24 protein-coding genes are annotated in these 24,016 nt (G+C 73.4%); 7 read left to right on the forward strand and 17 right to left on the reverse strand.

The genetic code is table 11. From position 1 onward, the window contains the following. The first annotated feature begins 293 nt into the window (after positions 1-293). Both ELQ39_RS28725 and ELQ39_RS28730 read left to right on the forward strand, forming a co-directional pair. Positions 294-764, forward strand: coding sequence for a cation:proton antiporter regulatory subunit (locus ELQ39_RS28725; RefSeq protein WP_006135137.1), 471 nt, complete (start codon positions 294-296; stop codon positions 762-764). A gap of 4 nt (positions 765-768) precedes the next feature. Beyond that, positions 769-2,016 (forward strand): cation:proton antiporter, encoded by a 1,248-nt coding sequence (locus ELQ39_RS28730; protein WP_242594768.1) that lies wholly within the window; start codon positions 769-771, stop codon positions 2,014-2,016. 85 nt (positions 2,017-2,101) lie between these two features. On the opposite strand, the gene ELQ39_RS28735 is transcribed toward ELQ39_RS28730, so the two are convergent. The 3 genes from ELQ39_RS28735 to ELQ39_RS28745 all read right to left on the reverse strand — a co-directional run bounded on the left by ELQ39_RS28735 (position 2,102) and on the right by ELQ39_RS28745 (position 5,147). Beyond that, on the reverse strand, positions 2,102-3,175 hold the full coding sequence (locus ELQ39_RS28735; RefSeq protein WP_242594770.1) for a DNA polymerase III subunit beta family protein: 1,074 nt from the start codon (positions 3,173-3,175) through the stop codon (positions 2,102-2,104). 890 nt (positions 3,176-4,065) lie between these two features. Then, the gene (locus ELQ39_RS28740; protein ID WP_242594772.1) at positions 4,066-4,554 is read right to left on the reverse strand and encodes a hypothetical protein; all 489 of its coding nucleotides are present in this window, start codon (positions 4,552-4,554) and stop codon (positions 4,066-4,068) included. Between the two features lie 185 nt (positions 4,555-4,739). Further along, the gene (locus ELQ39_RS28745; protein ID WP_242594774.1) at positions 4,740-5,147 is read right to left on the reverse strand and encodes a DUF5997 family protein; all 408 of its coding nucleotides are present in this window, start codon (positions 5,145-5,147) and stop codon (positions 4,740-4,742) included. 58 nt (positions 5,148-5,205) lie between these two features. Here ELQ39_RS28745 and ELQ39_RS28750 point away from each other — a divergent pair, with 58 nt between their 5' ends. Beyond that, on the forward strand, positions 5,206-6,000 hold the full coding sequence (locus ELQ39_RS28750) for a LysR family transcriptional regulator substrate-binding protein (protein ID WP_242594776.1): 795 nt from the start codon (positions 5,206-5,208) through the stop codon (positions 5,998-6,000). An 18-nt stretch (positions 6,001-6,018) separates the two neighbouring features. Here ELQ39_RS28750 and ELQ39_RS28755 read toward each other — a convergent pair whose 3' ends face one another. The 3 genes from ELQ39_RS28755 to ELQ39_RS28765 form a co-directional block, all read right to left on the reverse strand. After that, positions 6,019-6,768, reverse strand: a complete 750-nt coding sequence (locus tag ELQ39_RS28755; protein ID WP_242594778.1) for a DUF4142 domain-containing protein — start codon at positions 6,766-6,768, stop codon at positions 6,019-6,021. 140 nt (positions 6,769-6,908) lie between these two features. Continuing rightward, entirely contained in the window at positions 6,909-7,616 is a 708-nt protein-coding gene (locus ELQ39_RS28760) for an HAD family hydrolase (RefSeq protein ID WP_242594779.1), read from the reverse strand. A gap of 20 nt (positions 7,617-7,636) precedes the next feature. After that, entirely contained in the window at positions 7,637-8,113 is a 477-nt protein-coding gene (locus tag ELQ39_RS28765; protein WP_190003727.1) for an Lrp/AsnC family transcriptional regulator, read from the reverse strand. A gap of 204 nt (positions 8,114-8,317) precedes the next feature. Between ELQ39_RS28765 and ELQ39_RS28770 the strand changes: the two genes are divergently transcribed. Next, a complete protein-coding gene (locus tag ELQ39_RS28770) occupies positions 8,318-9,805 on the forward strand; it encodes an FUSC family protein (protein WP_225640781.1) in 1,488 nt (495 codons plus the stop codon). A 297-nt stretch (positions 9,806-10,102) separates the two neighbouring features. Here the strand turns inward: ELQ39_RS28770 and ELQ39_RS28775 are convergent, their stop codons facing one another. The 7 genes from ELQ39_RS28775 to ELQ39_RS28805 all read right to left on the reverse strand — a co-directional run bounded on the left by ELQ39_RS28775 (position 10,103) and on the right by ELQ39_RS28805 (position 17,510). Then, on the reverse strand, positions 10,103-11,026 hold the full coding sequence (locus tag ELQ39_RS28775; RefSeq protein ID WP_242594782.1) for a sirohydrochlorin chelatase: 924 nt from the start codon (positions 11,024-11,026) through the stop codon (positions 10,103-10,105). An 84-nt stretch (positions 11,027-11,110) separates the two neighbouring features. Then, positions 11,111-12,118 (reverse strand): N-acetylglucosamine kinase, encoded by a 1,008-nt coding sequence (locus ELQ39_RS28780; protein ID WP_242594784.1) that lies wholly within the window; start codon positions 12,116-12,118, stop codon positions 11,111-11,113. Beyond that, positions 12,115-12,792 (reverse strand): uracil-DNA glycosylase, encoded by a 678-nt coding sequence (locus ELQ39_RS28785; protein ID WP_242594785.1) that lies wholly within the window; start codon positions 12,790-12,792, stop codon positions 12,115-12,117. Before ELQ39_RS28785 ends, ELQ39_RS28780 begins: the two co-directional genes overlap by 4 nt. A 73-nt stretch (positions 12,793-12,865) precedes the next feature. Continuing rightward, positions 12,866-14,020, reverse strand: coding sequence for a WD40/YVTN/BNR-like repeat-containing protein (locus tag ELQ39_RS28790; RefSeq protein ID WP_443334353.1), 1,155 nt, complete (start codon positions 14,018-14,020; stop codon positions 12,866-12,868). A 165-nt stretch (positions 14,021-14,185) separates the two neighbouring features. Beyond that, complete coding sequence (locus ELQ39_RS28795) at positions 14,186-15,874, reverse strand: acyl-CoA dehydrogenase family protein (RefSeq protein ID WP_242594789.1); 1,689 nt, start codon at positions 15,872-15,874, stop codon at positions 14,186-14,188. 59 nt (positions 15,875-15,933) lie between these two features. Continuing rightward, on the reverse strand, positions 15,934-16,911 hold the full coding sequence (locus ELQ39_RS28800) for a hypothetical protein (RefSeq protein ID WP_242594791.1): 978 nt from the start codon (positions 16,909-16,911) through the stop codon (positions 15,934-15,936). Then, positions 16,908-17,510 (reverse strand): PadR family transcriptional regulator, encoded by a 603-nt coding sequence (locus tag ELQ39_RS28805; RefSeq protein WP_242594793.1) that lies wholly within the window; start codon positions 17,508-17,510, stop codon positions 16,908-16,910. Before ELQ39_RS28805 ends, ELQ39_RS28800 begins: the two co-directional genes overlap by 4 nt. A gap of 124 nt (positions 17,511-17,634) precedes the next feature. On the opposite strand from ELQ39_RS28805, the gene ELQ39_RS28810 reads away from it, so the two are divergent. Further along, positions 17,635-18,438, forward strand: coding sequence for a PaaX family transcriptional regulator C-terminal domain-containing protein (locus ELQ39_RS28810; RefSeq protein WP_242594794.1), 804 nt, complete (start codon positions 17,635-17,637; stop codon positions 18,436-18,438). 32 nt (positions 18,439-18,470) lie between these two features. Here ELQ39_RS28810 and ELQ39_RS28815 read toward each other — a convergent pair whose 3' ends face one another. Then, the gene (locus ELQ39_RS28815; RefSeq protein ID WP_242594795.1) at positions 18,471-19,274 is read right to left on the reverse strand and encodes a pectate lyase; all 804 of its coding nucleotides are present in this window, start codon (positions 19,272-19,274) and stop codon (positions 18,471-18,473) included. A gap of 266 nt (positions 19,275-19,540) precedes the next feature. Beyond that, a complete protein-coding gene (locus ELQ39_RS28820) occupies positions 19,541-20,620 on the reverse strand; it encodes an NADH:flavin oxidoreductase/NADH oxidase (RefSeq protein WP_242594796.1) in 1,080 nt (359 codons plus the stop codon). Between the two features lie 123 nt (positions 20,621-20,743). On the opposite strand from ELQ39_RS28820, the gene ELQ39_RS28825 reads away from it, so the two are divergent. Then, positions 20,744-21,097: an ArsR/SmtB family transcription factor gene (locus ELQ39_RS28825; protein WP_242594797.1), complete on the forward strand. Its 354-nt coding sequence runs from the start codon at positions 20,744-20,746 to the stop codon at positions 21,095-21,097. Between the two features lie 39 nt (positions 21,098-21,136). On the opposite strand, the gene ELQ39_RS28830 is transcribed toward ELQ39_RS28825, so the two are convergent. Next, a complete protein-coding gene (locus ELQ39_RS28830) occupies positions 21,137-22,495 on the reverse strand; it encodes an FAD-dependent oxidoreductase (protein ID WP_242594798.1) in 1,359 nt (452 codons plus the stop codon). Between the two features lie 202 nt (positions 22,496-22,697). Here ELQ39_RS28830 and ELQ39_RS28835 point away from each other — a divergent pair, with 202 nt between their 5' ends. Next, positions 22,698-23,168 (forward strand): DUF6214 family protein, encoded by a 471-nt coding sequence (locus ELQ39_RS28835; RefSeq protein ID WP_242594799.1) that lies wholly within the window; start codon positions 22,698-22,700, stop codon positions 23,166-23,168. A 24-nt stretch (positions 23,169-23,192) separates the two neighbouring features. Here ELQ39_RS28835 and ELQ39_RS28840 read toward each other — a convergent pair whose 3' ends face one another. Next, positions 23,193-23,852 (reverse strand): DUF305 domain-containing protein, encoded by a 660-nt coding sequence (locus ELQ39_RS28840; protein WP_242595669.1) that lies wholly within the window; start codon positions 23,850-23,852, stop codon positions 23,193-23,195. Positions 23,853-24,016: the final 164 nt, after the last annotated feature.

The raw sequence follows: 24,016 nt of genomic DNA on the forward strand, positions 1-24,016 counted from the left end.
TCCCCGGAAGGTGCCACCGAGTACCCACACGGGCGGACCACTAAGCGCCCCATTCCTGCGCTTTGTCCGGCGCGCCCCGCTGACCTGCGGCGACACGTCGGCCTCGGAGATCCTCGCGGCGGCCTTGGAACCTGTCCATCCGTGACAACACCCATGTTCCGGCCGAATGGCGGGATGGCACCATTACGGCGGTGAGGGTTGCCCCCCGGTGCCGTGCGCCGGTCCGTTCAGCCCCGCACGCCGGACGACTTGAGAAGAAGACGGGAAGGGGACGGGCTGTGCCTGCTCCACGGATGAGCGCGACACCGTTGCCGGGCATCGGTGTGAAATACGACCTCACCACGCGTGAGCACGAGCACTTGTCCGTCATCGCGCACCGCGACGGCGCCCGGACGGTGAACGTCTACCGCTCCGACGACCCGGACGCCTGCGCCCGCTCCCTGCGGCTCAGCGTCGCCGAGTCGGCCGCGCTCATCGACGCGCTGATGCCGGCCCACCACAGCCCCAACCTGCTGCACACCACCGACCTCGGCCTGGTCGCCGAGCGCATCGAACTGTCCTCGGTCTCCCACTGGAACGGGCGGCTGCTCGGCGAGACCCGGATGCGCACCGACACGGGCGCGTCCATCGTGGCCGTCCTCCGCCGCGCGGAGGCGATCCCGTCGCCCGCGCCGGACTTCCGGCTCGCCGGCGGGGACACGCTGATCGTCATCGGCACCCGCGAGGGCATCGACGCCGCCGCCGAGATCCTCGGGCGGGAGTGAGCGCGTGCACTCTTCCGCGATCTTCCTCATCGAGTTCGGCGCGATCATCCTCGGCCTCGGCCTGCTCGGCCGCCTCGCCGGACGCCTCCAGTTCTCGCCCATCCCCCTCTACCTGCTGGCCGGCCTCGCCTTCGGCGAGGGCGGCCTGCTGCCGCTCGGCGCCAGTGAGGAGTTCGTCGCGATCGGCGCCGAGATCGGCGTCATCCTGCTGCTCCTCATGCTCGGCCTCGAGTACACGGCCAGCGACCTCGTCTCCAACCTCAAGACGCAGTACCCGGCCGGCCTCGTCGACATGACGCTCAACGCCCTGCCCGGCGCCGCCCTCGCCCTGCTCATGGGCTGGGGCCCGGTCGCCGCCGTGGTGCTCGCGGGCGTCACCTGGATCTCCTCCTCCGGCGTCATCGCCAAGGTCCTCGGGGACCTCGGCCGGCTCGGCAACAGAGAAACCCCGGTCATCCTCAGCATCCTCGTGCTCGAGGACCTGGCGATGGCCGTCTACCTGCCGATCATCACCGCCCTGCTGGCCGGCGTCAGCCTCGCCGCGGGCAGCGTCACCCTCGCCATCGCGCTGGGCGTCGCCGGCCTCGTGCTCTTCGTCGCCGTCCGCTACGGCCGCGTGATCTCCCGCTTCGTCTCCAGTGACGACCCGGAGAAGCTGCTGCTCGTCGTGCTCGGCCTGACCCTGCTGGTCGCGGGCATCGCACAGCAGCTCCAGGTGTCGGCCGCCGTCGGCGCGTTCCTCGTCGGCATCGCCCTGTCCGGTGAGGTGGCGGAGGGCGCGCACAACCTGCTCGCCCCGCTGCGCGACCTGTTCGCCGCGGTGTTCTTCGTCTTCTTCGGCCTGCACACCGACCCGCAGTCCATCCCGCCGGTCATCCTCCCGGCGCTGGGCCTGGCCGTCGTGACGGCCCTGACGAAGATCGCCACCGGCTGGTGGGCGGCCCGCCGGGCCGGCATCTCCGTCAAGGGCCGCTGGCGCGCGGGCGGCACCCTGGTGGCGCGCGGCGAGTTCTCCATCGTCATCGCCGGACTCGCCGTCACCGCCGGAATCGAGCCCGAGCTCGGCCCGCTGGCCACCGCGTACGTCCTGGTCCTGGTGATCCTCGGCCCGCTCACCGCCCGCTACACCGAGCCGATCGCCATGCGCCTGGCAGGACGCCGCACGCCCGCCCCCGACACCCTGCCGACCCAGCGCGGCACGCCCGCCGCGGAGACGCTGGAGCCGATGGAGGACAGCGGCCGCGACCGCTGACCCCCGCCGTCTCACGTACGGCCCGGACAGCCCCCGGCGAGGGAGCCGCCCGGGCCGTCGTGCGTTCAGGGGGCCGGACCGTGCCTCAGTCGGACAGTCGCACCGGCATCAGCAGCGAGAACGTGTGCTCGTCGTGGGGCCGGCGGATCGCGAGCGGGGCGGTCGGGGCGCCGAACTCGAGGACGAGCCGGTCGTCGGCCGCCGCGGCGAGCGCGTCCAGCAGGAACGCCCGGTTCACCGCGACGACGTCCGGGCCGTCGGAGCCCTCCGGCACCGGCCCGACCCGGCCGTCCTCCGACACCTCGAGGACCGTCAGCCCGTACTTCGCGCCGCCGTCCTCGTGCAGTCGCACCGGACCCGTGCGCACCGCCTCCGTGAACGCGGGTACGTCCACTTCGGCACGGCGTCCGGCAGGCAGCCGCACCAGACGCCGGTAGTCCGGGAAGTCCTGCTCCAGACACCGGCCGCCCGTCTGCCGGTCACCGGCCTCCAGGGTCACGCGCCCGTCGTCCACGGCGAGGCCCACCTCGTCCTCGCCGTCCAGCAGCGCCCGCATCGCGTCGACGAGCGGCAACGGCACGGTCGCCCGCACCCGGCCGCCCCCGTGTCCGCCGGCCGGGGTGCGTGCCACCGCCATCCGGTAGCGGTCGGTCGCCACGACGTGCAGCGCGTCGCCCTCGGCGTCGAGATGGACGCCGGCCAGCACCGGCAGTTCCGGGCCGGTCCCGGCCGCGAAGCGGACCGCGTCCAGCGCGGCGGCCAGACCGGGACCGGACACGGACAGCCGAGCGGAGGTGAGGGGTGAGGTCATGAGGAAGTTCTCCCTGTCGTCGAGCAGGTCACGAAGCGCGGAGAACTCGACGCGGGCGCCCGACAGCCCCTCCTCCAGCCGGCGCAGATGCGCCTCCAGAAGCCGGCGTACGAGATCGGCGTCGGCGGCCGTCCAGCCCGCCAGCACCAGCCGGACGTCCGCCAGTGGCATGCCCGCACGGCGCAGCCGGGCCAGCACCCGGGCCTCACCGAGCTGCCCCGGCGCGTACCAGCGGTAGCCCGTGACCGGGTCGACCTGGTCGGGGACCAGGACCCCGGCACGGTCGTAGAACCGCAGGGCGCTGACGCCCAGCCCGCTCTCGCGGGCCATCTCACCAATGCTGCGCATCTCGCTCTCCACACCTCGGACCCTGCCGCCTCGACCAGGTCGAGGGTCAAACCCCGCCTCCCCGACGCGTACGGCCGACCGGGTGACGATGTCACCCCCGCGGGCGGAGGTGGAGCCCACGGCGTACCACCGGCGCACGGCGGGGCGTTGCTCCGGCATGGACAGCACTGGGACGGCGCGGCGCCTTCTCGGGCACGGCGCCGTGAGCCGGCCGTACGCGCAACTGACCGGCGGCCATGTGGCGAATACACCGATCTACGCGGAACTGGTCGCGGAGTGGCGGGCGAAGGGGCAGACCGTCCCGGGGCACCGGGAGGGGCTGTGGGCGTCCTTCGCCGTGGTGACCGTGGGCGACCGCGGCCCGACGCCTGCGGTACCGTTCCGCGTCCCCGTCCCCTTGCTGGCACCGGAGGTGCCGGAACGGGCGTCCGGCGAGACCTCGGAGGACCTGTCCGGGGAGCCGCCCTCCCGGAGAACGCCCGAAGGGACGTCCTCGGGAGTGACCTGCGAGGAGACGTCCCAAACCATGCCCTTGCGTGATTCCTCGGAAGAGACGTCGGGCGAGGCGCCCGAGGAGGTGTCGGAGGGGAGGCTCTCCCAGGAGACGCCCGGGGCCGCGCCCTCCGGTGAGCCCTCGGAGGGGACGTCCGACGAGACGTCCGGGGAAGTGTCCGAGGGGAGCCCTTCCGGGGATACGCGCGAGACCGTGCCGTGCGGGGTGGCGCCCGAGGACGTGGGGGAGGGGAGGCCCTCCTCCGGCGAGGCGCCCGCGGGGAGGCCCTCCCGGGGTATGCCGGAGGGGACGTCCTTCGGTAGGACGCCCGGGACGGCGTCCTACGAGGCGGCGGCGCACCAGGCGGCCGCACCGGGACAGGCGCCGGAGCCGCAGGTCACCAGCAGTCCGGACCCTCCGGCTCCGCACTGACCGGCGTCAGCACCGCCAGTGTGCCGGTGGCCCGCCGCAGCGCCCGTTCCAGTGGCTCCGCCGCGTGCAGCGTGCCGGTGCCGTCCGGGGGGACCAGCCACTCCAGCCGCCCTGAGGGCCGGTACGGCGGCGGCACCGCGATCCACGACCCGCGTCCCACGTGCCGCACCCCGAAGCCCACCCACTCGCTGTCCGGGTCGGGCGGCAGGAAGAAGCCCACCCGGTGTGCCGTGACGTCCACCAGGGTCGGCCCGGGCATCTCCAGCGGGTCGCTCCACAGCAGGTCCAGGGCCAGCAGCCCGAGGCGGTCGGGCACGCTCAGCACGTCCCAGTACCGCCCGGCCGCGAGCAGGGCCGTGCCCTGGCCGCGGTCCCACTGGCGCTTGCACTCCTGCGGGTCCGTGGCCGCCGCGGCCAGCCACTCGACGGCCTGCTTCCACCTGGTGTCGTGCATGTCCCACCCCGGGCGCGGTCGGGCGCGCCGCCACGGGCGCGTGCGATAGCGCCACATGGTGGTGCATATATCTGCTCTCCGGAAGGGGTGGGACGACGCCCGATTCCTGGCATGCCGGGAATCGGAAGCAGAACACCCCCGGACCGGGACCCGGCCGGGGATGTCTGGAAGGTCGGGAGGGGACCTCAGTCGCCGCTCTCGCTCTCGGTGTTCTCCGCGCTCTCGCGTTCACGCTGCTTCAACCGGGCCGCCTCCTTGCGGACCCCGGCCTGGGTGGCGCGCTCCCGCTCCAGCCACTCGGGGCGCTCCTGCTTCAGCGCCTCGATCTGCTCGGTGGTGAGCGGCTCGGTCACGCCGCCGCGGGCCAGACCGGAGATCGAGACGCCCAGCTTGGCCGCGACCACCGGGCGGGGGTGCGGGCCGTCGCGCCGCAGGTCCCGCAGCCACTGCGGGGGATCGGCCTGGAGCGCGTTCAGTTCCGCGCGCGAGACCACGCCCTCCCGGAACTCGGCGGGGGTGGCCTCGAGGTACACACCCAGTTTCTTCGCCGCGGTCGCGGGCTTCATCGTCTGGGTGCTCTGGTGCTGCGTCATGGCGTCCAGGGTATCGAGCGTGTGCACGGCCGCCGACCACGGCCGGTAACCTGGCCAGGTGACCGGCCCGGAAGTGTCCCTCTCGTTCCGCCTCGTGTACGTCCCCGGTGTGATGCCCGACAAGTGGGTGCGCGTCTGGAACGAGCGGCAGCCCGACGTCCCGCTGAACCTCACCCAGGCGCCCGCACAGCCGGCGCACGGGATGCTGCTGGACGGCGAGGCCGACGCGGGTCTCGTCCGGCTCCCCGTCGACCGGTCGGTGCTCAGCGCCATCCCCCTCTACACCGAGCAGACCGTCGTCGTGGTCCCCAAGGACCACCTGGTCACCGCCGCCGACTCGGTCACCGTCGAGGACCTGGCGGACGACATCGTGCTGCACCCCCTCGACGACGTGCTCGACTGGGAGACCCTGCCGGGCCGCCCCGCGCTGGAACGGCCCGCCACCACCGCCGACGCGGTCGAGCTGGTCGCCGCCGGGATCGGTGTGCTCGTGGTGCCCCTGTCACTGGCCCGGCTGCACCACCGCAAGGACCTCACCCACCGCCCGCTGGAGGACGCGCCCGCCTCGAGCGTCGGCCTGGCCTGGCCGGAGGCGGCGACCACGGACCTGGTCGAGGACTTCATCGGCATCGTGCGCGGCAGGACCGTCAACAGCACACGCGGCCGCCGCCCGCAGCCCGCGCAGGAGCAGCAGGCGAAGCAGGGGAGGAACCGGTCCGCCCAGGGCGACGCCGCACGCCGTCGGCAGCCGTCGGCGGGGGCCTCGGGCCGTGGCCGACGGGGCACCGGCGGAGGCGCCGGCGGCGGAACGGCGAAGAACCCGCGGCGGGGCAAGCCCCGCCGCAGGTCCTGACCGCGGGCCGCGGACGCGTCAGCGCACCGTTCCCGAGGGCGACGGCGCCGGGGAGACCGTGTTGAGGTCCTCCAGCTCCTTCGGGATCGGCAGCACGAGCACCGGCGCGCCCGCCTGCGGCGCCGGCGGCGTCACCTGCTCCCGCGGCAGCTTCGGCGGGCTGGTCTGCTGGAAGTTGACCTGCTCGTGATTGACCAGGCCCGTCTTCTCCAGCACCGTGATGTGGTCGAGCACGGTGTCGTTGGCCTGGTCCGCGAGCTGCCGGATCAGCGTGTTGCGGGTGTTCGCCCGGATGTTGGCGATGGCGGGGAAGATCTGCCCGTGGGTCACCCGCATGATGTTCACCGCCGTGGAGTCGAACTCCTTGCCGCTCGTGGCCTTGACGGTCTCCACGAAGCCCTGCTGCTGCGGTGACGCCTGGTTCGGCAGCGTGATGCCGAGTTCCAGGGAGATCCTGCGGCAGCTGGCGTCCAGCCGCCCGTGGCCGACGACCAGGTGCTCGCCCGCCTCCTTCATCTCGGGCGTCGTACCCCGCTCCATCGCCAGCAGCCCCAAGGGGTGCTCCCACAGTCCGGCCGCGCGCACCTTCACCACGAAGTCGCGGTCCGCCTCGGTCAGCGGGCCGTAGTTGGTGTTGGCGACCACCCGGTCCGCCTTGGTGGAAGTGGTCTGTACGCCCAGCATGGTGGGATAGGCCAGCGCGGTGAGGGTGAGGATCATGGCTCCGCCCACGAACGCGGTTCCTGCCGTGCTGCGCGAGATGCGCATCGTGCCTCCTGGGTTGAGAACGGCCCAACACCAGGAAGTACGGACGCGGAGCGCGTAACAATCACCGCTCGGGAAAGAATTTTCGGCTGTTCCGGGAACGGGCCCCGGGCACGCGTCCGGCGGCTCCGAGCCGGCGCAGGTCAGCTCCGGCGGGCGGTGCCGGCTCCGGTCCCGGCCAGCCACTCCCAGGCCGCCCGCGCCGTGAACTCCGGCTGGCCGCCGCGCAGCAGCAGGCCCGCCGTCGAGAACTCCGGTGCGTCGGCCTGCGCGGCGACGTAGGGGACGGCGATGCAGCGCATCCCGGCCGCGTGCGCGGCGGCCGCACCCGGCGCCGCGTCCTCGACCACCACGCAGTCCGCCGGGTCCGCGCCGAGCCGCCGCGCCGCCTCCAGGAACACGTCCGGGGCCGGCTTGCCGTGGGCCACCTCGTCGGCCGACACGACGGTACGCGGATGCGCGTCCAGACCGGTGCCGGTCAGGATCGCGTCGATCGCCTCCGCCGAGGACCCCGACGCCACGGCCATCGGGACGCCCTCGTCCGCCAGCCGCTCCACGAAGGCGCGCATCTCGGGGAACACCGTCGTCTTCGTCCGAGCCAGCTCCAGGTAGTGGCGGTTCTTGACCGCGACCAGCTCGTCCACCGAGGCGGACAGGCCGTACCGGCGGCGCCAGTCGGCGACCGTCTCACGGGTGCTGATACCGACGTAGCGCTCGTGCTCCGTCCAGGAGAAGTCCGGGACGCCGTACTCGACGAGGGTGCGGCGCCCCGCCTCGTAGTAGTTCGGCTCGCTGTCCACGAGTGTTCCGTCGAGATCGAAGACGACCGAAAGGGTGCCGAGTGCGCTCATGCCTCCAGCATGGCAGGGGGCTAGTCCCGCGCCGACCGGCCGATCGACTCCACCAGTGGCAGCAGCCGGTGCGGCACCCGCTCACGCAGCGCCACCTCGGTCCGGGTGCGGACCACGCCCGGCATCCCGATCAGCTTCTGGATCACGTCCTCGAGATGGGCGTTGTCCCGGGCCACCACCCGGGTCAGAAGGTCGCCGCCGCCGGTGATGGAGAACGCCTCCACGATTTCGGGCACCGCCGCCAGCGCGTCCCCCACCTCGTCCAGGTGCCCCTGGGTGACCTCGATGTGCACGAACGCAAGCACCGGGTGGCCCAGCGCGGCGGGGGACAGGGCGGGGCCGATGCCGGTGATCACACCCTCGCGCTCCATGCGGTCGAGCCGCGCCTGGAGCGTGCCGCGCGCGACGCCGAGGATCCGCGCGTACTCACGCACGGAGGTGCGCGGCTGTTCGAGCAGCAGCCGCAGGATGCGGGTGTCGAGTTCGTCCACGGCCACGAGGTCGTCGCTCCGGAGTCGGCCATTGGCACGGCGATGGCCCAAGGGATGCCGTCATGACTGTACCAATGGCTCAGTCCTGCGAGGCTCAGTTGAGCCACTGGCGGCAGAGATGCTGATATGGGTGTGTCGATGGCGCTGCGGAACCCGCGGCGCCTTTCTCATGCCACGACACATGTCGTACGAGATGCCAGGGGGCGGTAGGTGCTGAAGAAGGTGTTCATGGCTCCGGATCCGGGACGGATCCGGCTGCGGTTCGCGACGCGGGCCGTGCTCGGTATCGGGCTGGCCGTCGTCGCCTGCGGGCTCGCCGGGCACTCCCTCACCGGCACGATCACCGGCGGACTCGCCGCGCTCCTCGCCCTGTTCACCGTCACCGACGCCACCGTCCGCGGGCAGGCCGTCACCACGGCCCTCCTGCCCGCCGCCGGCCTGCCCGTGCTGTCCGCCGCCGCGGCGCTGCAGGACCATGCCGTGGCCCGGGACGCCGCCTTCCTCGCCGTGGTCGGGCTCGGCGTGTACGCCAGGCGCTGGGGGCCGCGCGGACACGCCCTCGGCATCTTCGCCTTCATGCTCTTCTTCGCGGCGCAGTTCCTGCACGCCCGCACCGGCCAGCTCGCCGAGCTGTCCGCCTCCGTGCTGCTGTCCGTCGCGACCGCGGGCGTGGTGCGCTTCGGCCTGTGGTGCTACGAGCGGCGGCTGCCCCCGGCGGCCGTGCCCGCACCGCCCGGCGGCACCGGGCTCGCCCGTATCACCACCCGCCAGGCCGTCCAGGCGACGGCCGGCGCCGGGTTCGCCCTGCTCGTGGGGCAGCTGGTGTCCGGGGAACGCTGGTACTGGGCCGTCGGCGCGACGTGGTGGGCGTTCGTCAACACCACCTCGCGCGGCGAGACCTTGGTGCGGGGCTTCCGCCGCGTGCTGGGCACGGTCATCGGCGCCGGTCTCGCCCTGTTCGTCGCCGTCCCCGCGCACGGCGACGCGGCGCTCACCGTGCTGGTCGTCGCCGTCTCCGTCTTCGGCATCTTCTACACGGCAGCCCTCTCGTACACCTGGATGATGCTCTGGGTGACGGTCCTCGCCGCCATGCTGTACGGCCTGCTGGGCGTGCTCACCCCGTCCCTGCTGGCCCTGCGCATGGCGGAGACCGGCGTCGGGGCGCTCGGCGCTGCGCTGGCGGTGGTCTTCGTACTGCCCGTGTCCACGCACAGCGTCACCGACGCCTGGATCCAGCGGGCGCTGCGCTGTGTGCACGCCTGCACGGCGCAGACGGCCGCACGGCTGGCCGGTGACCCGGACGCCGACCCGGCGCCCACGGTCGCGGAACTGGAGCGGCTCCTCGCCCGCGTACGCCTCTCCGTGGCGCCACTCGTCCACCCGCTGAACCCGATGCTCGGCCGTAAGCGGCGGGCCCGCCAGGTGCTCGCCCTGCTCGACGACTGCGCCCGAGAGATCCGCGGCCTGGTCGCCGTCGCCGCCGACCCGGAGGCCTCCCACGACGCCCGCCTGGCCGCGGCCTGCTGGCGCGTCGAGGCGGCGGTCGAGGCCCTCACGACGGGCCGTGACATCGAGCCGCGCACGGCCCCCTCCACAACGGAACCGGCCCTGGCCCACCTCCACAGCCTGGAACGCACCCTCGCGGAACTGTCCACCCCGCTGCGGACACCGTCGGGCTCGCCCTTGGTGGGAGCGTGAGGCTTGCGGCTGCCGCCCGGCGGCCGGGCGGCGGCCGGGCGGCGGCCGGGCGGCGGCCGGGCGGCTCGGGTCGCGAGGCGCCTCTCGTGCGGCGGTGCCGCAGGCGTCGGCGCGGGTTCGCCGACGCCCGCAGCGGATGCCGGCACGTGCTGCCGGCTCGCCGCTCGGGCCGGGTGAGCCCGGCCGGGACGGCGGCACCCCGTCAAGCCCGTCCAGGCAGGCCCCACCCCACGCCAAAGGGCCCGCTCCGGTGATCGGAGCGGGCCCTTCAGGCGTCCTGCGGTAGAGGCGGCCGCGTCAGCGGACCGGGGTGCTCTGGGGCTGCTGAGGGGCGATCCCCAGAGCGGTCGTGTACTTGGCCAGGGCCAGCTTGCCGATCGCCGGGTAGGGGCCGAGCGGCTCGGACGCCGGGCAGTCCGCCTCCTTCGCGGCCTCCTCGACGAGCGAGGCGTCGATCTCCGGGCCGATCAGGTACGGCGCCAGCGCCAGCTGCTGCGAACCGGCGTTGCGCAACTGCTCCGCCACGGAGGCGATGGAGCCCTCCTGGTCGAGGGCCGCCGCCATCACCGGCACGGCGAGGCGCGCGGCGAGCAACATGCCGGTGATGCCGGCCGCCTGCACCGCCTCGTCGCCACCCACGGAGGCCAGGATGATGCCGTCCGCGGCGGTCGCCACGGTGAAGAGGCGGGCGCGGTCGGCCCGGGCCAGGCCGGCCTCGGAGAGCCGCACGTGCAGCGCCTCGGCGAGCAGCGGGTGCGGGCCGAGGACGTCGGTCAGCTCGGCGGCGACGCGGCTGTCCATGACGGCCTGGCGGACCTGGCGCAGCAGCGCGCTGTCCGGGCCGGCGAGCAGCGGCACGACGACGGCGACGGGGCCGTCGGGCTCCTTGACGTCGGAACCGGCGGCACGCGCCTGCTCGTAGCGGGCGGTGCGCTCCTCGGCCGCGTGCGCGAGGACGGAGGTCAGCGAGGGGAACTTCTCGTCGCCTCCGTCGAGGTGGCCGATCCGGGCGTCGAGACCGGGCAGCTCGGACCGTGCGATGCTCACGACCTCGTCGGCGAGCGAGCGGGTGGCACTACTGGGCGTACCCGGCACGGCGAGGACGAGCGCGGGCGCGTCCTCGGGAGCCACCAGGGGTTCGGGACGGCGGTGCCGTCCGGGCTGGCGGGGGCGCGGCATTCGTACGGGCAGGCCGGACGCGGGCCCAGTGGGGGTGCTCATGCTGCCGCATGTTAGTGGCTTTCGGGGGTCTCCTGTTCGGGGAGGGTGCAGGTGAGCGGTATCCGTCCGGTTTTGTCGGATGAGTTACGTACGGGTGTCGGCCGTGAGGGTGATGTCCGTTCCCTCCGTGCTCGTCACGCACAGCATTCTCGCGTCACTCGGAAGAGCGAGCGGACCAGCGGAAAGGTCCTCCGCGAGCCGCACCGCCCCGTCGAGCGGACCGCCCTCGGCGGGCACCCGCCGGGCGTCCGGCAGCAGCTCCGCCAGCCGCTCGTCCAGCGGTGTCAGCAGCACCGCGCCGAGCCCGAACAGCCCGCCGGTGCAGGCGACCGCCGGTGCGCCCTCCGCCGGGCACACCGCGGCCGCCGAGTCGGCCATGTGCCGGGCCGCAGCCCGCACGATGTCCACGGCCACGGGGTCCCCGTCCTCCGCGCACGCGCCCACGCGCGGAGCGAACGAGGCGAGTACCGCCGCCCGGTCGGCGCGCGGATACACCAGCCCCGGCAGCCGGGTCACCGGACCGAACATCTCCTCCGCGTCCGCCAGCAGCCGCGCGGAACCCCTGTCCCGCCCGTCGTGCGCGCGCAGCGCGGCCTCCAGCCCGGCCCGCCCGATCCACGCGCCGCCGCCGCAGTCGCCGAGCAGATGCCCCCAGCCGTCCGCCCGCCGCCAGCCGGCCAGATCCGTGCCGATCGCGATGAGGCCCGTGCCAGCCGCGATCACCGCGCCGGGACGAGGCCCGAGCGCGCCCACGTACGCCGTGACCGCGTCGGCCGCCAACGCCGTCCGCCCGACGCCCAGTTCCCGCGCCAGCCCGTCCGGCAGCTCCGCACGCAGGGCGTCCCCCAGGCTGGCCATCCCCGCCGCGCCGATCGCGGCCGTGTCCAGTCGCTCCAGCCCCGCCTCGGCGCACAACGCCCGCGCCAGCGGCACCAGTTGCTCCAGGAAGTGCACCGGGTCGATCCCCCGCGCGCCCGTGCGCACCGGCACGTCCGAGGAGGCCCGGGCCAGCGGACCGCGCCCGGGCGCCCCGACGACGGCCCGCAGTCCCGAGCCGCCGGAGTCCACGGCGAGGTAGCCGGCTCCGGTCACGGCAGGCGCCAGTCCACCGGCTGCCCGCCCTGACGGATCAGCAGGTCGTTGGCCCGGCTGAACGGACGCGAGCCGAAGAACCCGCGGTCCGCGGACATCGGTGACGGGTGCGCCGACTCCACGGCGGGCAGATCACCCAGCATCGGACGGCAGTTGCGGGCGTCCCGCCCCCACAGGATGGAGACCAGTGGCTTGCCGCGCGCGGCCAGCGCGCGTATCGCCTGCTCGGTCACCTCCTCCCAGCCCTTGCCGCGGTGGGCGCCCGGCTTGCGCGGGGCGGTCGTCAGCGCCCTGTTGAGCAGCAGCACGCCCTGCTCGGTCCACGGGGTCAGGTCGCCGTTCGACGGCTGGGGCAGGCCCAGGTCGCTGTGCAGCTCGCGGTAGATGTTGATCAGGCTGCCGGGCAGCGGGCGCACGTCGGGGGCGACGGAGAAGCTCAGGCCCACCGCATGCCCCGGCGTGGGGTACGGGTCCTGCCCGACGATCAGGACGCGTACCTCGTCGAAGGGTTGCTGGAAGGCCCGCAGGACGTTCGCCCCCGCCGGGAGGTAGGTGCGTCCCGCGGCGATCTCCGCGCGGAGGAAGTCCCCCATCGCGGCGATCTTCCCCGCCACCGGTTCGAGGGCCTGCGCCCAGCCCGCTTCGACGATCTCGTTCAAGGGTCGTGGTGCCACGGGCGTCACCCTACTGCCGCGCCGACGGCGGCCATCAACCCATGGCCCGGGCCCGGCGGGATCCGCACGGCCGTCATCCGACGACCGCCGCCCGCACGCACAGCACGTCCGGCAGATGCGCGGCCAACTGCTCCCAGTTGTCCCCCTCGTTCGCGGACGCGTACACCTCGCCGTTGCGGTTGCCGAAGTAGACGCCCGCGGGGTCGGCGTCGTCGCTGCACATCGCGTCCCGCAGCACCGTGCCGTAGTGGTCCTCCTGCGGCAGCCCCGCCGACAGCGGCTCCCAGCTGCGTCCCGCGTCCCCGGTCCGGTAGACGCGACATCGCCGGTCTGCCGGGACCCGGTCGGAGTCGGCGTTGATGGGGAACACGTACGCCGTGTCGCCGCGGTGGGGATGCGTCACCATCGCGAACCCGAAGGTCGAGGGCAGCCCTTCGCCGATGTCCGTCCACCGCGCGCCCGCGTCGTCGCTGCGGTAGACCCCCCAGTGGTTCTGCAGATACAGCCGGTCCGGGTCCGCGGCGTCCCGGGCGACCTTGTGGACGCACTGTCCGAACTCCGGGTCGGGGTCCGGCAGGAACACCGCGGACACCCCGCGGTTGGACGGCTCCCAGCTGGCGCCGCCGTCCAGGGTGCGGAACACGCCCGCGGTGGAGACGGCCACCGTGACCGCCCGCGGGTCGCGCGCGTCGGTCAGCACGGTGTGCAGCCCCTCACCGCCGCCGCCGGGCACCCATGTGGAGCGCGTGGGATGCTCCCACAACGGCCTGACCAGCTCGAAGGACTCCCCGCGGTCCTCCGAGCGGTACAGCGCGGCCGGCTCCGTGCCCGCGTACACCACGTCCGGTTCGGCCGCGGCCGGGTGCAGCTGCCACACCCGCTCCAGCGAAGCTCCGGTGTCGGGCGGGAACTTGACGGCGGGCCGGGCCGGTTCGGTCCAGGTGCGGCCCAGGTCGTCGGAGTGGAACACCGAAGGCCCCCAGTGCGCGCTGTCCCCGCCGGCCAGCAGCCGAGGGCGCTGCCCCCGGGTATCGATCGCGACCGAGTACACGGCCTGCGCCTTGAAGTAGGGGGACTCGTCGAACTCCCAGGAGCCGCCTCGCCGGCGTCCGATGAACAGACCCTTGCGGGTGCCCACGGCGAGCAGTACCTCGGTCATGCCGATCACCTCCGTGACATCGCCTTCGACGTCCTCGATCAGGACACCGGTCAGTGTGCACCCCACCACTGACAGTGACTGGCGGACGACGCATGACCGCAGGTCACGGCGGTGCGGCGGGCCCGGGGCCGACGACCTGACGAACGTCTGCCGACCGTCCGCCCGCTCGGCGAGAGCCTCGGCCTCACCCGCGCCCGGGCCCGTGCTCCACCCGCGCCGGGCCCGGGTCCCGCCTCACTCCCGCCCGGGCAGCGCCCGCTCCAGAATCGCGTCCAGCCCTGCCCCCGCCGGCAACGTCCCGAAGGCGTGTCCCCAGTCGCCGCCGAGCCGCGTCGCACAGAACGCGTCGGCGACCGCGGCCGGAGCGTGCCGCACCAGCAGGGACGCCTGCAGCGTCAGCGCCATCCGCTCCACCAGTCGCCGGGCCGTCACCTGCGACCCCTCGGCCAGCTGGTCCTTGAGCCCGGCCACGGCCGCGTCCAGCCGGGCGTCCGCGCCGCGCGTCAGCGACAGCTCGTCGAACAGCGCCTGTGCGGTCGCCGGGTCGCGGCCGAGCGCCCGCAGCACGTCGAGGGCGTTGACGTTGCCCGAGCCCTCCCAGATGGAGAGCAGCGGGGCCTCCCGGTAGTGGCGGGGCATCCCCGAGTCCTCGACGTACCCGTTGCCGCCCAGGCACTCCAGCGCCTCGGCGGTGAAGGCCGGGCCCCGCTTGGTGACCCAGTACTTGCCGACGGCCGTGGCGATCCGCCGGAACGCGGCCTCCCCCGCGTCCCCGCGCACCGCGCGGTCCGCGGCGCCCGCCAGCCGCAGGGTGAGCGTCGTGGCGGCCTCGGACTCCAGCGCGAGGTCGGCCAGCACGTTGCGCATCAGCGGCTGGTCCACCAGCCGCGCCCCGAAGGCGCTGCGATGCCGGGCGTGATGGCCGGCCTCGACGAGCGTCTTGCGCATCAGGGCCGCCGACATCATCACGCAGTCGAGGCGCGTGCAGTTGACCATCTCGATGATGGTCTTCACGCCCTGCCCCTCGGGCCCGACCAGCCAGGCCACCGTCCCGTCGAACTCCGGCTCGGAGGAGGCGTTGGAGCGGTTGCCCAGCTTCTCCTTGAGGCGCTGGATGCGGAAGGTGTTGCGGGTGCCGTCGGGCAGCACCCGGGGCACGAGGAAGCAGGACAGCCCGCCCGGCGCCTGCGCCAGTACCAGGAACACGTCGCACATCGGCGCCGAGGTGAACCACTTGTGGCCGCGCAGGGTGTACACGCCGGGCTCGGCGGTCGGCGTCGCGGCGGTGGTGTTGGTGCGGACGTCGGAGCCGCCCTGCTTCTCGGTCATTCCCATGCCGACCAGCAGCCCGCGCTTCTCCGTCGGCACGCGCAGCCCGGGGTCGTACTCACGGCTGGTCAGCAACGGCTCGTAGGTCTTCGCCAGTTCGGGCTGCTTGCGCAGGGCGGGGATCGCCGCGTACGTCATGGACGTGGGGCAGCCGTGTCCGGCGTCGGTGTGGCCCCAGACGAGTCCGCCGGCGGTGCGCGCGACGTGCGCTCCGGGGCGGTCGTCCGCCCAGGGCGTGCCGGCCAGCCCCTCGGCGACGGCGGTGCGCATCAGATGGTGCCAGCTCGGGTGGAAGTCGACCTCGTCGACGCGGTGCCCGTACCGGTCGTGGGTGCGCAGTTCGGGCTCGTGACGGTTGGCCTGGTCGGCCCACTCCTGCGCCTCTTCACTGCCCGCCAGCCGTCCCAGCCGCCGCAGGTCCTCCTCCGCCCAGCCGGCGCCCTCCCGCCGCACCCCTTCGAGCAGGGCGACGTCGTCCGAGGCGTCGTACGGGGCGGGGTGAGGGGGCTGGTTGGTGACGTCGTGGGTGGAGCCGCCGAGGGCGCCGGGTCCGTACGGGGTCTGCCGCAGCTCGGCGGCGCGCGTGATGGCCATGACTGAGTGTTGCACCATCTCTGCGGGCGCAGCAATAGTGCAACATGCCGCGCGCGCGTTCAGCCGTGCCGGTCGATCAGCGCCCTGTACGTCTCGAAGGCGGGCTTCGGCGTGTAGTCGTCCGTGGTGAGCCCGAAGCGGTGGAACAGCCCCGGCTGTGAACTGTCGGCGTCCCGCAGTGCGAAGTGCGTGTAACCGCTCAGCCGTGACTCCTCCGCCAGTGAGGCGACGGTCCGCACCACCGTGTCCACGACTTCGGCCTGCCGGTGCGGAGGGCGTTCCCCGCCGGTGGGCCAGCCGTGCTCGGTGATGTGCAGCGGCAGGTGTCCGAGCCCGGCGGGCGCCAGCACGGCGTCGCGGTGGTGACGCAGCAGCCCCGCGACGGCGGACGCGAGGTCGGACGCGGCGACGGGTCGGAAGACGTCGGGGAAGAAGTCCAGGCCCACGTAGTCCAGGTCGGCGGCGAAGGCCGGGCCGCCCAGCGCGGCCAGCTCCGCGATGAAGGATTCCGACGGCCCGAACAGCGGGGTGGTGTTGAACCCCACGCGCAGCTCGTCGTACCCGAGTTCCCGTGCGCGCTCCTTGGCGGCGGAGACCCCGCGAACGATCGCCTCCCGCACCGACGGGTAGTAACCGTCGAGGACCGGATTGCCCGTGTCGTTGGGTTCCTCCGTCACCTGGAGGGTGCTCGTCACCGCGCCGTACTGCTCGACCAGTTCGCGCACGAACCGGCAGTAGCCGTCGACGTCCCCCGCGGCGGACTGGTACTGCGCCACCAGGTCCAGGCGGCGGCCCCGTACGGCGTACCGCGCCGCGTCCTCGGGCGCCGCCGTCGCGTGCGGCCCGCCGAGGCGGGTGGTGTCGTCGAACGCGGTGTAGGCGCGCACCAGGAACGGGCGGTCCGGCCTTCCCTGAAGGCGGTCCAGGGCCTCCGTCACACGGTCCGGGTCGTCGGGCGGCCCGCTCGCGAGCCCTCCCGAGTCGTCACCGCCGGCCCCGCCCGGATACACGCCGAACAGCAGTCGATGCGACGTCACGCGTCCTCCCCCTCCCGCTCACGCGCGGCCCCGGTGGGCCACGTCAACGCCCCGCTCCTCAGCTCCTCGGTCACCGAGTCGACCCACGCGATCTCGGCGCGCGCGAGGCTCAGCGCGTACTCGGCCTCGATGACATGCATGCGCGGAACGCCCGCCGCCAGGGCCTCATCGAGTCGCCGCTCGTCCTCCGCCGTGCGCTGCCGCAGTCGCCGCCCGCGCTCGGTCAGTGCCTCGACCGCGCCGTCGCGACCGAGGGCGCCGAGATAGGCGACCGCGCCCAGGAACTGGGAGAACTCCCTCTTCGGCGTGTGGATCTGGGAGTCCAGCCGGCGCACGAGTTCCTGGCGCCCCGCGTCCGTGAGCGCGTAGACGGTCCGCTCCGGGCGGTTGCCCGACCGCTGCCGCTCCAGGGGGGCGAGCCAGCCGGCCTCGGTCAGCGTGGCGACGGTGTTGTAGAGGGTGCCGCGCGTGATCGCGGCGGCGTGCGCGTCGCTGCGTCTGCGCAGCTCGGTGAGCATCTGGTGCGGGTGGGTCGGCTGTTCGAGCAGCAGGCCCAGGACGGGCAGGACGATCGGATTGTCGAGAGCACGGCGAGGCATGGTCGAACTCTACCAGTCCAAATAGACTAATAGAGGGCCGTGCGGAAGCGATGTGGGACGGTGCGGGTGCCGTTCGGGATCACCTGGAGGGAACCGGGCCGGTCGGGGGCCTAAAGTACGGCTCATGCGGAGCGACGACCCGGCGGAGCCGGCACCGGACGGGCCGCGGCTGCGTCCGCTGTCCGCGCGGTCGGTCGTCCTGAGCCTGCTGCTGGGCGCGCACCCGCCGGAGCTGCCGGCGCGGGAGCTCGGACGGCTGGTGGAAAGCTTCGACCTCGGCGGGTCGACACTGCGGGCGGCGCTGAGCAGGATGGTGGCCGCCGGGGACCTGCGCCGCACGGACACCGGCTACCGCCTCAGCGACCGGCTGCTGGAGCGCCGGCGCCGCCAGGACGAGTCCGTGCGGCCGCGCACCCGCGCGTGGGACGGGGACTGGGAGCTGATCGTCGTCACCGCGACCGGACGCGGCCCGGCCGAACGGGCGGAGCTGCGCACCCGGCTGGCCGGACTGCGCCTCGCCGAGCTGCGCGAGGGGGTGTGGCTGCGCCCGGCCAACCTGGAACGCCCGCTGCCCGCCGCCCTCGACGAGGTGGCCGAACGCGCGGTGACCCGCCCCGCGCGGCCCGCCGCCGAACTCGCTGCGCTCCTTTGGCCGTTGGACGCCTGGTCGGGCGAGGCCCGCACCCTGCTCGGGCAGGTGGCACGCACCGGGCGTCCGGCCGAGCGGCTGACCCTCTTCGCCGCCGTGGTACGCCATCTGCTCGCCGACCCCGTGCTGCCGCCCGCCCTGCTCCCCGCCTGCTGGCCGGGCGACGCACTGCGGGCCGCCTACGCGGACTACCGACAGGAGTTGCAGGGCGAGGTGCGCTCGCTGGTGGGCGGGGGCGGGCCGCACGCGAGCGCACGCGACGAGGACCGGCGGCCGTAGGGAATCCCCTACGGCCGCCGCCCGTGGGGGGGCTACCGGTAGGTGATGTCGGACGAGCTGTACTTGCAGTACGTGCCGTCGGGCCCGGAGCCGTTGCTGCTCGGCTCCTTGCCGGTGTTGTTGCCGATGTACTTCTGGCACGGCACGATCTTCTTGCTGCTGTCGCCGACGATCGTGATGTTCCGCAGGGTCGCGCTGTCGCCGTAGTTGGTGTTGATGCCGGCGATACGACCGCCCTTCCAGGTCACCTCGATGGAGTTGAGGTTGATCGTCCGCTTGTACTGCGTGGAGCAGTTGCCGCAGGAGCGGACGAAGGTGCCGAAGTTCTGGACGGCGAAGTTGGACACGTTCAGCGTGCCCGCGCCGTTGAACTGGAAGACCTTGTCGCCGGCCTCCTTCGCGCCGCCGCCGCTCACGGTGTAGACCGCCCCGGACGACTTGCCCTTGAAGGTGGCCGCGTCCTCGCCGACGTCCTCCCACCAGACGTTCTGCAGCGTGCAGGAGCCCTCGCAGTGGATGCCGTCCGCGGCGGGGGCGCCGAGGATCACGTTCTTGAGGACCGCGCCGTCGGCCAGCTTCAGGATCGGGCCCTGGTCCTCGTCCTGGCCGCCGGAGCCCAGGTCACCGGTGCCGTAGAGGCGCTTCATCCCGTAGTCCTTGGTGCCGGACACGGAGATGGTGGAGGAGACGCCCTGGCTGCCGTTGGGGGCCGGCCACGTGGCGGCCTGCGCGGACGGAGCGGCCGTGGTCAGGACCATGCCAACCGAGAGGCCGAGGGTGGCGAGCGTGCCCGTGAGTGCGCGCCGTGGGGTGCGCGGTCGTGTCGCGGATGTCATGTCGTTCCTTCTGTTGTGATGTGGGGGTGTGCTGAGCCATGTGGATGAACGACGTTCTTGTGTCTGTACGACGTGCACGGCGAATCCGTTCAACAGTCACGGCCCGGTCACGTCGATGAACGGAACGTAGAGGGAAAGCGCTTTCTGGTCAACGCCTCGCGCGGTCCGTATTCGGCCAGGAACGTCAAGGAACGACAGGCGCCGGCGGCCCGGAACCCCGCGAAGGGTTCCGGGCCGCCGGCGCGACGCGGGGAGGGGTGAGCAGGTCAGACGGAGAGGTGGTACTGGTCCGGCACGCGCACCCGCGCGTCCAGCTCGCGGGCGGCCTGGCGGGCCCAGGAGGGGTTGCGCAGCAGTTCACGGCCCAGCAGCACGGCGTCCGCCTCGCCGTTGGCGAGAATCTTCTCCGCCTGCCCGGCGTCCGTGATCAGCCCCACGGCCGCGACCGGCATCGGCGTCTCCTGCCGCACCCGCGCGGCGAACGGCACCTGGTAGCCGGGGCCGGTCGGGATGCGCACGCCTGGGGAGTTGCCGCCGGTGGAGACGTCGAGCAGGTCGATGCCCCGGGCGTGCAGGTCTGCGGCGAGACGGACGGTGTCGTCCGGAGTCCAGCCGTCCGCGTCCAGCCAGTCCGTGGCGGAGATGCGGAAGAACAGCGGCTTGTCGTCCGACCACTCCTCGCGCACGGCGTCCACCACCTCGAACGCGAACCGGGTGCGGTTCTCGTACGAACCGCCGTAGGCGTCCGTGCGGTGGTTGGAGTGCGGGGAAAGGAACTCGTTGATCAGGTAGCCGTGGGCGCCGTGGATCTCGGCGATCTCGAAACCGGCGGCGAGGGCGCGGCGGGCGGCCGCGCGGAACTGGCCGACGATCTCCCGGATCTCCTCGGTGCTCAGCTCCTCCGGCACCTGGTGGCGCTCGCTGAACGGGACCGCGCTGGGTGCGACCGGCTGCCAGGCGTGCTCCTCGGGGCCGAGCGGCGCGCCGCCCTTCCAGGGCTGGTCGGTCGCCGCCTTGCGCCCGGCGTGCGCGAGTTGAACGGCAGGCACGGTGCCCTGTGCGGCGAGGAAGCGGGTGATCCGGCGGAACGCCTCGACCTGGGTGTCGTTCCAGATGCCGAGGTCGTACGGCGAGATGCGGCCCTCCGGCGACACCGCCGTGGCCTCGACGACGATCAGCCCCGTGCCGCCGGTGGCGCGGGCGGCGTAGTGCGCGAAGTGCCAGTCGTGCGGCACGCCGGCCTCCGGTCCGTCCGGCGCGGCCGAGTACTGGCACATCGGCGCCATCCACACGCGGTTGGGGATCGTCAGGGCGCGCAGGGTGTACGGCTCGAAGAGCGTGCTCACGATGGGCTCCGTTCGGAAGGGGACGGCGGGATGCAACTCGTACGATAGCCGTCGTAGTACGGGAGGCGTCAAACTACGAAGGTTCTCGTACAATGAGGATTCCCGGAGCACCATGGAGCCGCCGTGACGACCGCCCCTCCCAGCCCCCGCGTCCTGCCGCACCCCGTGCGGGAGGAGATCCGGCTGGACTCAGTGCTGCACGCCCTGTCCGACCCCGTCCGGATGCGCATCGTCAGCGAACTCGCGGACGCCGAGGCCGCGTTGTCCTGCTCCCGCTTCGACCTCCCGGTCACCAAGTCCACCACCACGCACCACTTCCGCGTGCTGCGTGAGAGCGGCGTGATCCAGCAGGTCTACGAGGGCACCGCCAAGATGAACGGCCTGCGCCGCGAGGACCTGGAAGCCCTGTTCCCAGGCCTCCTCGACGCCCTGCTCACCGCGGCACGCCGCCAGGCGGCACGGGACGCGCGGGCCTGACGGCGGCCGGCGTCCGCGTCCGTGACGCGGCAGGCGCTGCTACGGCCGGGGAGCCGCGCCGTCCCCTCCCCGCGCCGCGCTCAGCAGTGACTCCCAGTCCGGGAGCTTCACGACGCCCCGGCCGAGGGAGGCGCCCAGGCGGGACTCCGCGCGTTCTATGGACTCCCAGCCCTGCCAGGGGACCGGATTCACACCTTCCGCGCGCAGGGCCGGCAGCGGGTCGTCGGGGAGGGCGCGGGCGGTGAGGCACGGGGCGTCCTGGAGCAGGGACGTCACCGTCTCCTTGGCGCAGGAGCGGTTGGTGCCGATGACGCCCGTCGGGCCCCGCTTGATCCAGCCCGCGACGTACTCGCCCCGGGCGACGGCGCCCCCGCGCAGCACCCGTCCGGCGAGATGCGGCACCGTCCCCGTCGCCGCGTCGAACGGCAGCCCCTCCAGAGGCACCCCCCGGTACCCGACCGAGCGGAGCACCAGCTGCCCCTCGACGTCCTGGAAGCGGCCTGTCCCGGTGACCCCGCCCCCGCCGTCCGGCGCCGTCCGTTCGAAGCGCACGGCGCCCACCCGGCCGTCGACGGCGAGCAGTTCGACCGGGCGGAGGAAGAACCGCAGACGGATCAGGCGCCGGGCGTCCGGTCGCGGCGGCGCCGTCCAGCCGCGCAGCACCTCGACGTTGCGGCGCCGGGGTGGAGGCAGGCCGGACGGGTCCGCGAACGCCGGGTCGAGCGCCGCCTCGGCCGCGTCGACGTGGACGGCGGTGTCCGGCAGGGTGCCCAGCTCGCGCAGCTCCTTGGTGGTGAAGCGGGCCTGCGAGGGGCCACGCCGGCCGACCATGTGGATCACCGTGACGTCACTCGCCGCGAGGGCGGTCAGCGCCGCGTGAGGCATGTCGGTCGGGCGCAGTTCGCCCGCCCCGCGCGCCAGCATGCGCGTGACGTCCACGGCGACGTTCCCCAGGCCCACCACCACCGCCGACCGCGCCCCGCGCAGGAACCCGGCGTCGCCGGCGTCGGGGTGCGCGCTGTACCAGGACACGAACTCGGTCGCCGACCAGCTGCCCGGAAGGTCCTCGCCCGGCACGCCCAGACGCCGGTCCGTGGCGGCGCCCACGCAGTACACCACCGCGTGGTACAGCTCCCGCAGCCGGGCCGCCGGCACTCCGTCCGGCCCGACCGGCACCGCGCCGAGGAACCGCACCCGCTCGTGCTCCAGCACCGTGCGCAGGCTGCCCTGCAGGGACTTGATCTTCTCGTGGTCCGGGGCCACGCCGTAGCGGACCAGGCCGTAGGGGCAGGGCAGGCGGTCGAGGACGTCGACGCGCGCTCCGGGATCGAGCTGGACGAGATGCTGGGCGGTGTAGCACCCGCTGGGTCCGCTTCCGACGACGGCGACACGCAGCACGGGGAACTCCTCACCCCGAGGGGCACCGGCGGGGGACCGCCGGCGTCTCCCAGCATGGCACTGCCCGCACTCCGCTGACAGGGTGCCGTCCGCCGTCCGGGGTGCGTGTTCTACGGAGGGAGACTGATCACCCCGTTACGTTGCCTGTGTGCTCGAGGCATCTTTTCTTCAACTTTCCGATCGCTCTCCGGCGGAGGGTGCGGTGTCCGTGTGGCCCGCGTGGGAGGTGCGGGAGGGCGAGCGCTCCACCCGGTGGCTCCATGTGCGGCTGGCCTTCCGCGACGGGGCCACGATCGAGGCGCTGGCGTCCGTGGGCGAGGGCTGGGTCTGTGTGGAGGACGTCCAGGCTCGCCCCGCGCTCGCGCTGGAGGACCTGGCCGTGTTCGCCGACTGGATCGAGGGTCCGCTGGCGCGGGCCTGCGGCGCCGAGCCCGAACCGGGGGAGGAGACCGGCGGCACGCACCACCGGGAGGAGCCCCGGGGAGGGGGGACCCAGTGGCCGGTCGTGGCCCGGGCGTACCGGGCCGCGCAGGAACGGGGCGCCGACCCGGTGCTCGCCGTGATGGACCAGACCGGCTACAGCCGGCGCGGGGCCCTCCGCCTCATCGGGCGGACACGCGACGCGGGGCTGCTCTCCCCACGCCACGCCCGCCGCCGACCGTCCCGCCCCTGACCGGACCGCCGCCCCGGCAGAACGTCACAGCAGGTCGCGCATCCGGTTGATCTCACTGGTCTGCTGCGCGACCACGTCGTCCGCCATCTCCTCGATCTGGATGTTGTTCCCCTGGCCCTTCACATCGGTGGCCATGGTGACCGCGCCCTGATGGTGCGTGATCATCAGCGTCAGGAACAGCTGGTCGAACGCCTTGCCCTCGGCCGCCCGCAACTGCCTCAGCTGCGCCTCGGTCGCCATGCCGGGCATCGTCGCGTGGTCGTGCCCGTGACCGGCGTCCTCCTCGGACTTGCCGTGCGTGCGCAGCCACCCCTTCATCGCGCCGATCTCGGGCTTCTGCGCGGCGGCGATGCGCTGGGCCAGCTTGACCACCTTCGGCGACTCGGCGCGGCCCGGCACCAGTCCCGTCATCTCCAGCGCCTGCGCGTGGTGCTGGATCATCATGCGCGCGTACGACACGTCCGCGGCGTTGGGGGAGTCGTCCTCCTTGCGCTCCTGCTCGGCCTCCTCGGCCGACAGTGTGCGGTTCTCCTCCCCGGGCGCACCGGGCGCGATCACCGAAGGGCCGCCGCCGCGGGCCGGCTTGGCGTCGTCGCCGGAGTCGCAGCCCACGAGCCCGAGTACGGCCAGCGCGGACAGCCCGGCGGCGACGGCGGACAGGCGTGGCACGCGGCGGTTGTGCACAAGGACCTCCTGTGACTGGCGGTATTCCCGCTCGGCGGTGGTACGGAACACCTCGTGAGTGTCGATGACCGTCCTAGCACGCTTCCGCGCAACTTCGATCAAAAAACTTTGTTGCGATGGTGTGGAGCCCCTGTTGGTATGTGCATGCCGAAGACGATACTGCC

Origin of the sequence: Streptomyces sp. GB4-14 (assembly GCF_022696125.1) — a bacterium.
GTDB lineage: Bacteria > Actinomycetota > Actinomycetes > Streptomycetales > Streptomycetaceae > Streptomyces > Streptomyces werraensis.

Excerpts from the sequence above, each read along its gene's own strand:
- ELQ39_RS28725 (WP_006135137.1), top strand. The coding sequence starts at position 294 with ATGAGCGCGACACCGTTGCCGGGCATCGGTGTGAAATACGACCTCACC.
- ELQ39_RS28735 (WP_242594770.1), bottom strand. The coding sequence starts at position 3,175 with ATGCGCAGCATTGGTGAGATGGCCCGCGAGAGCGGGCTGGGCGTCAGC.
- ELQ39_RS28740 (WP_242594772.1), bottom strand. The coding sequence starts at position 4,554 with ATGCACGACACCAGGTGGAAGCAGGCCGTCGAGTGGCTGGCCGCGGCG.
- ELQ39_RS28745 (WP_242594774.1), bottom strand. The coding sequence starts at position 5,147 with ATGACGCAGCACCAGAGCACCCAGACGATGAAGCCCGCGACCGCGGCG.
- ELQ39_RS28755 (WP_242594778.1), bottom strand. The coding sequence starts at position 6,768 with ATGCGCATCTCGCGCAGCACGGCAGGAACCGCGTTCGTGGGCGGAGCC.
- ELQ39_RS28760 (WP_242594779.1), bottom strand. The coding sequence starts at position 7,616 with ATGAGCGCACTCGGCACCCTTTCGGTCGTCTTCGATCTCGACGGAACA.
- ELQ39_RS28775 (WP_242594782.1), bottom strand. The coding sequence starts at position 11,026 with ATGAGCACCCCCACTGGGCCCGCGTCCGGCCTGCCCGTACGAATGCCG.
- ELQ39_RS28795 (WP_242594789.1), bottom strand. The coding sequence starts at position 15,874 with ATGGCCATCACGCGCGCCGCCGAGCTGCGGCAGACCCCGTACGGACCC.
- ELQ39_RS28805 (WP_242594793.1), bottom strand. The coding sequence starts at position 17,510 with ATGCCTCGCCGTGCTCTCGACAATCCGATCGTCCTGCCCGTCCTGGGC.
- ELQ39_RS28810 (WP_242594794.1), top strand. The coding sequence starts at position 17,635 with ATGCGGAGCGACGACCCGGCGGAGCCGGCACCGGACGGGCCGCGGCTG.
- ELQ39_RS28815 (WP_242594795.1), bottom strand. The coding sequence starts at position 19,274 with ATGACATCCGCGACACGACCGCGCACCCCACGGCGCGCACTCACGGGC.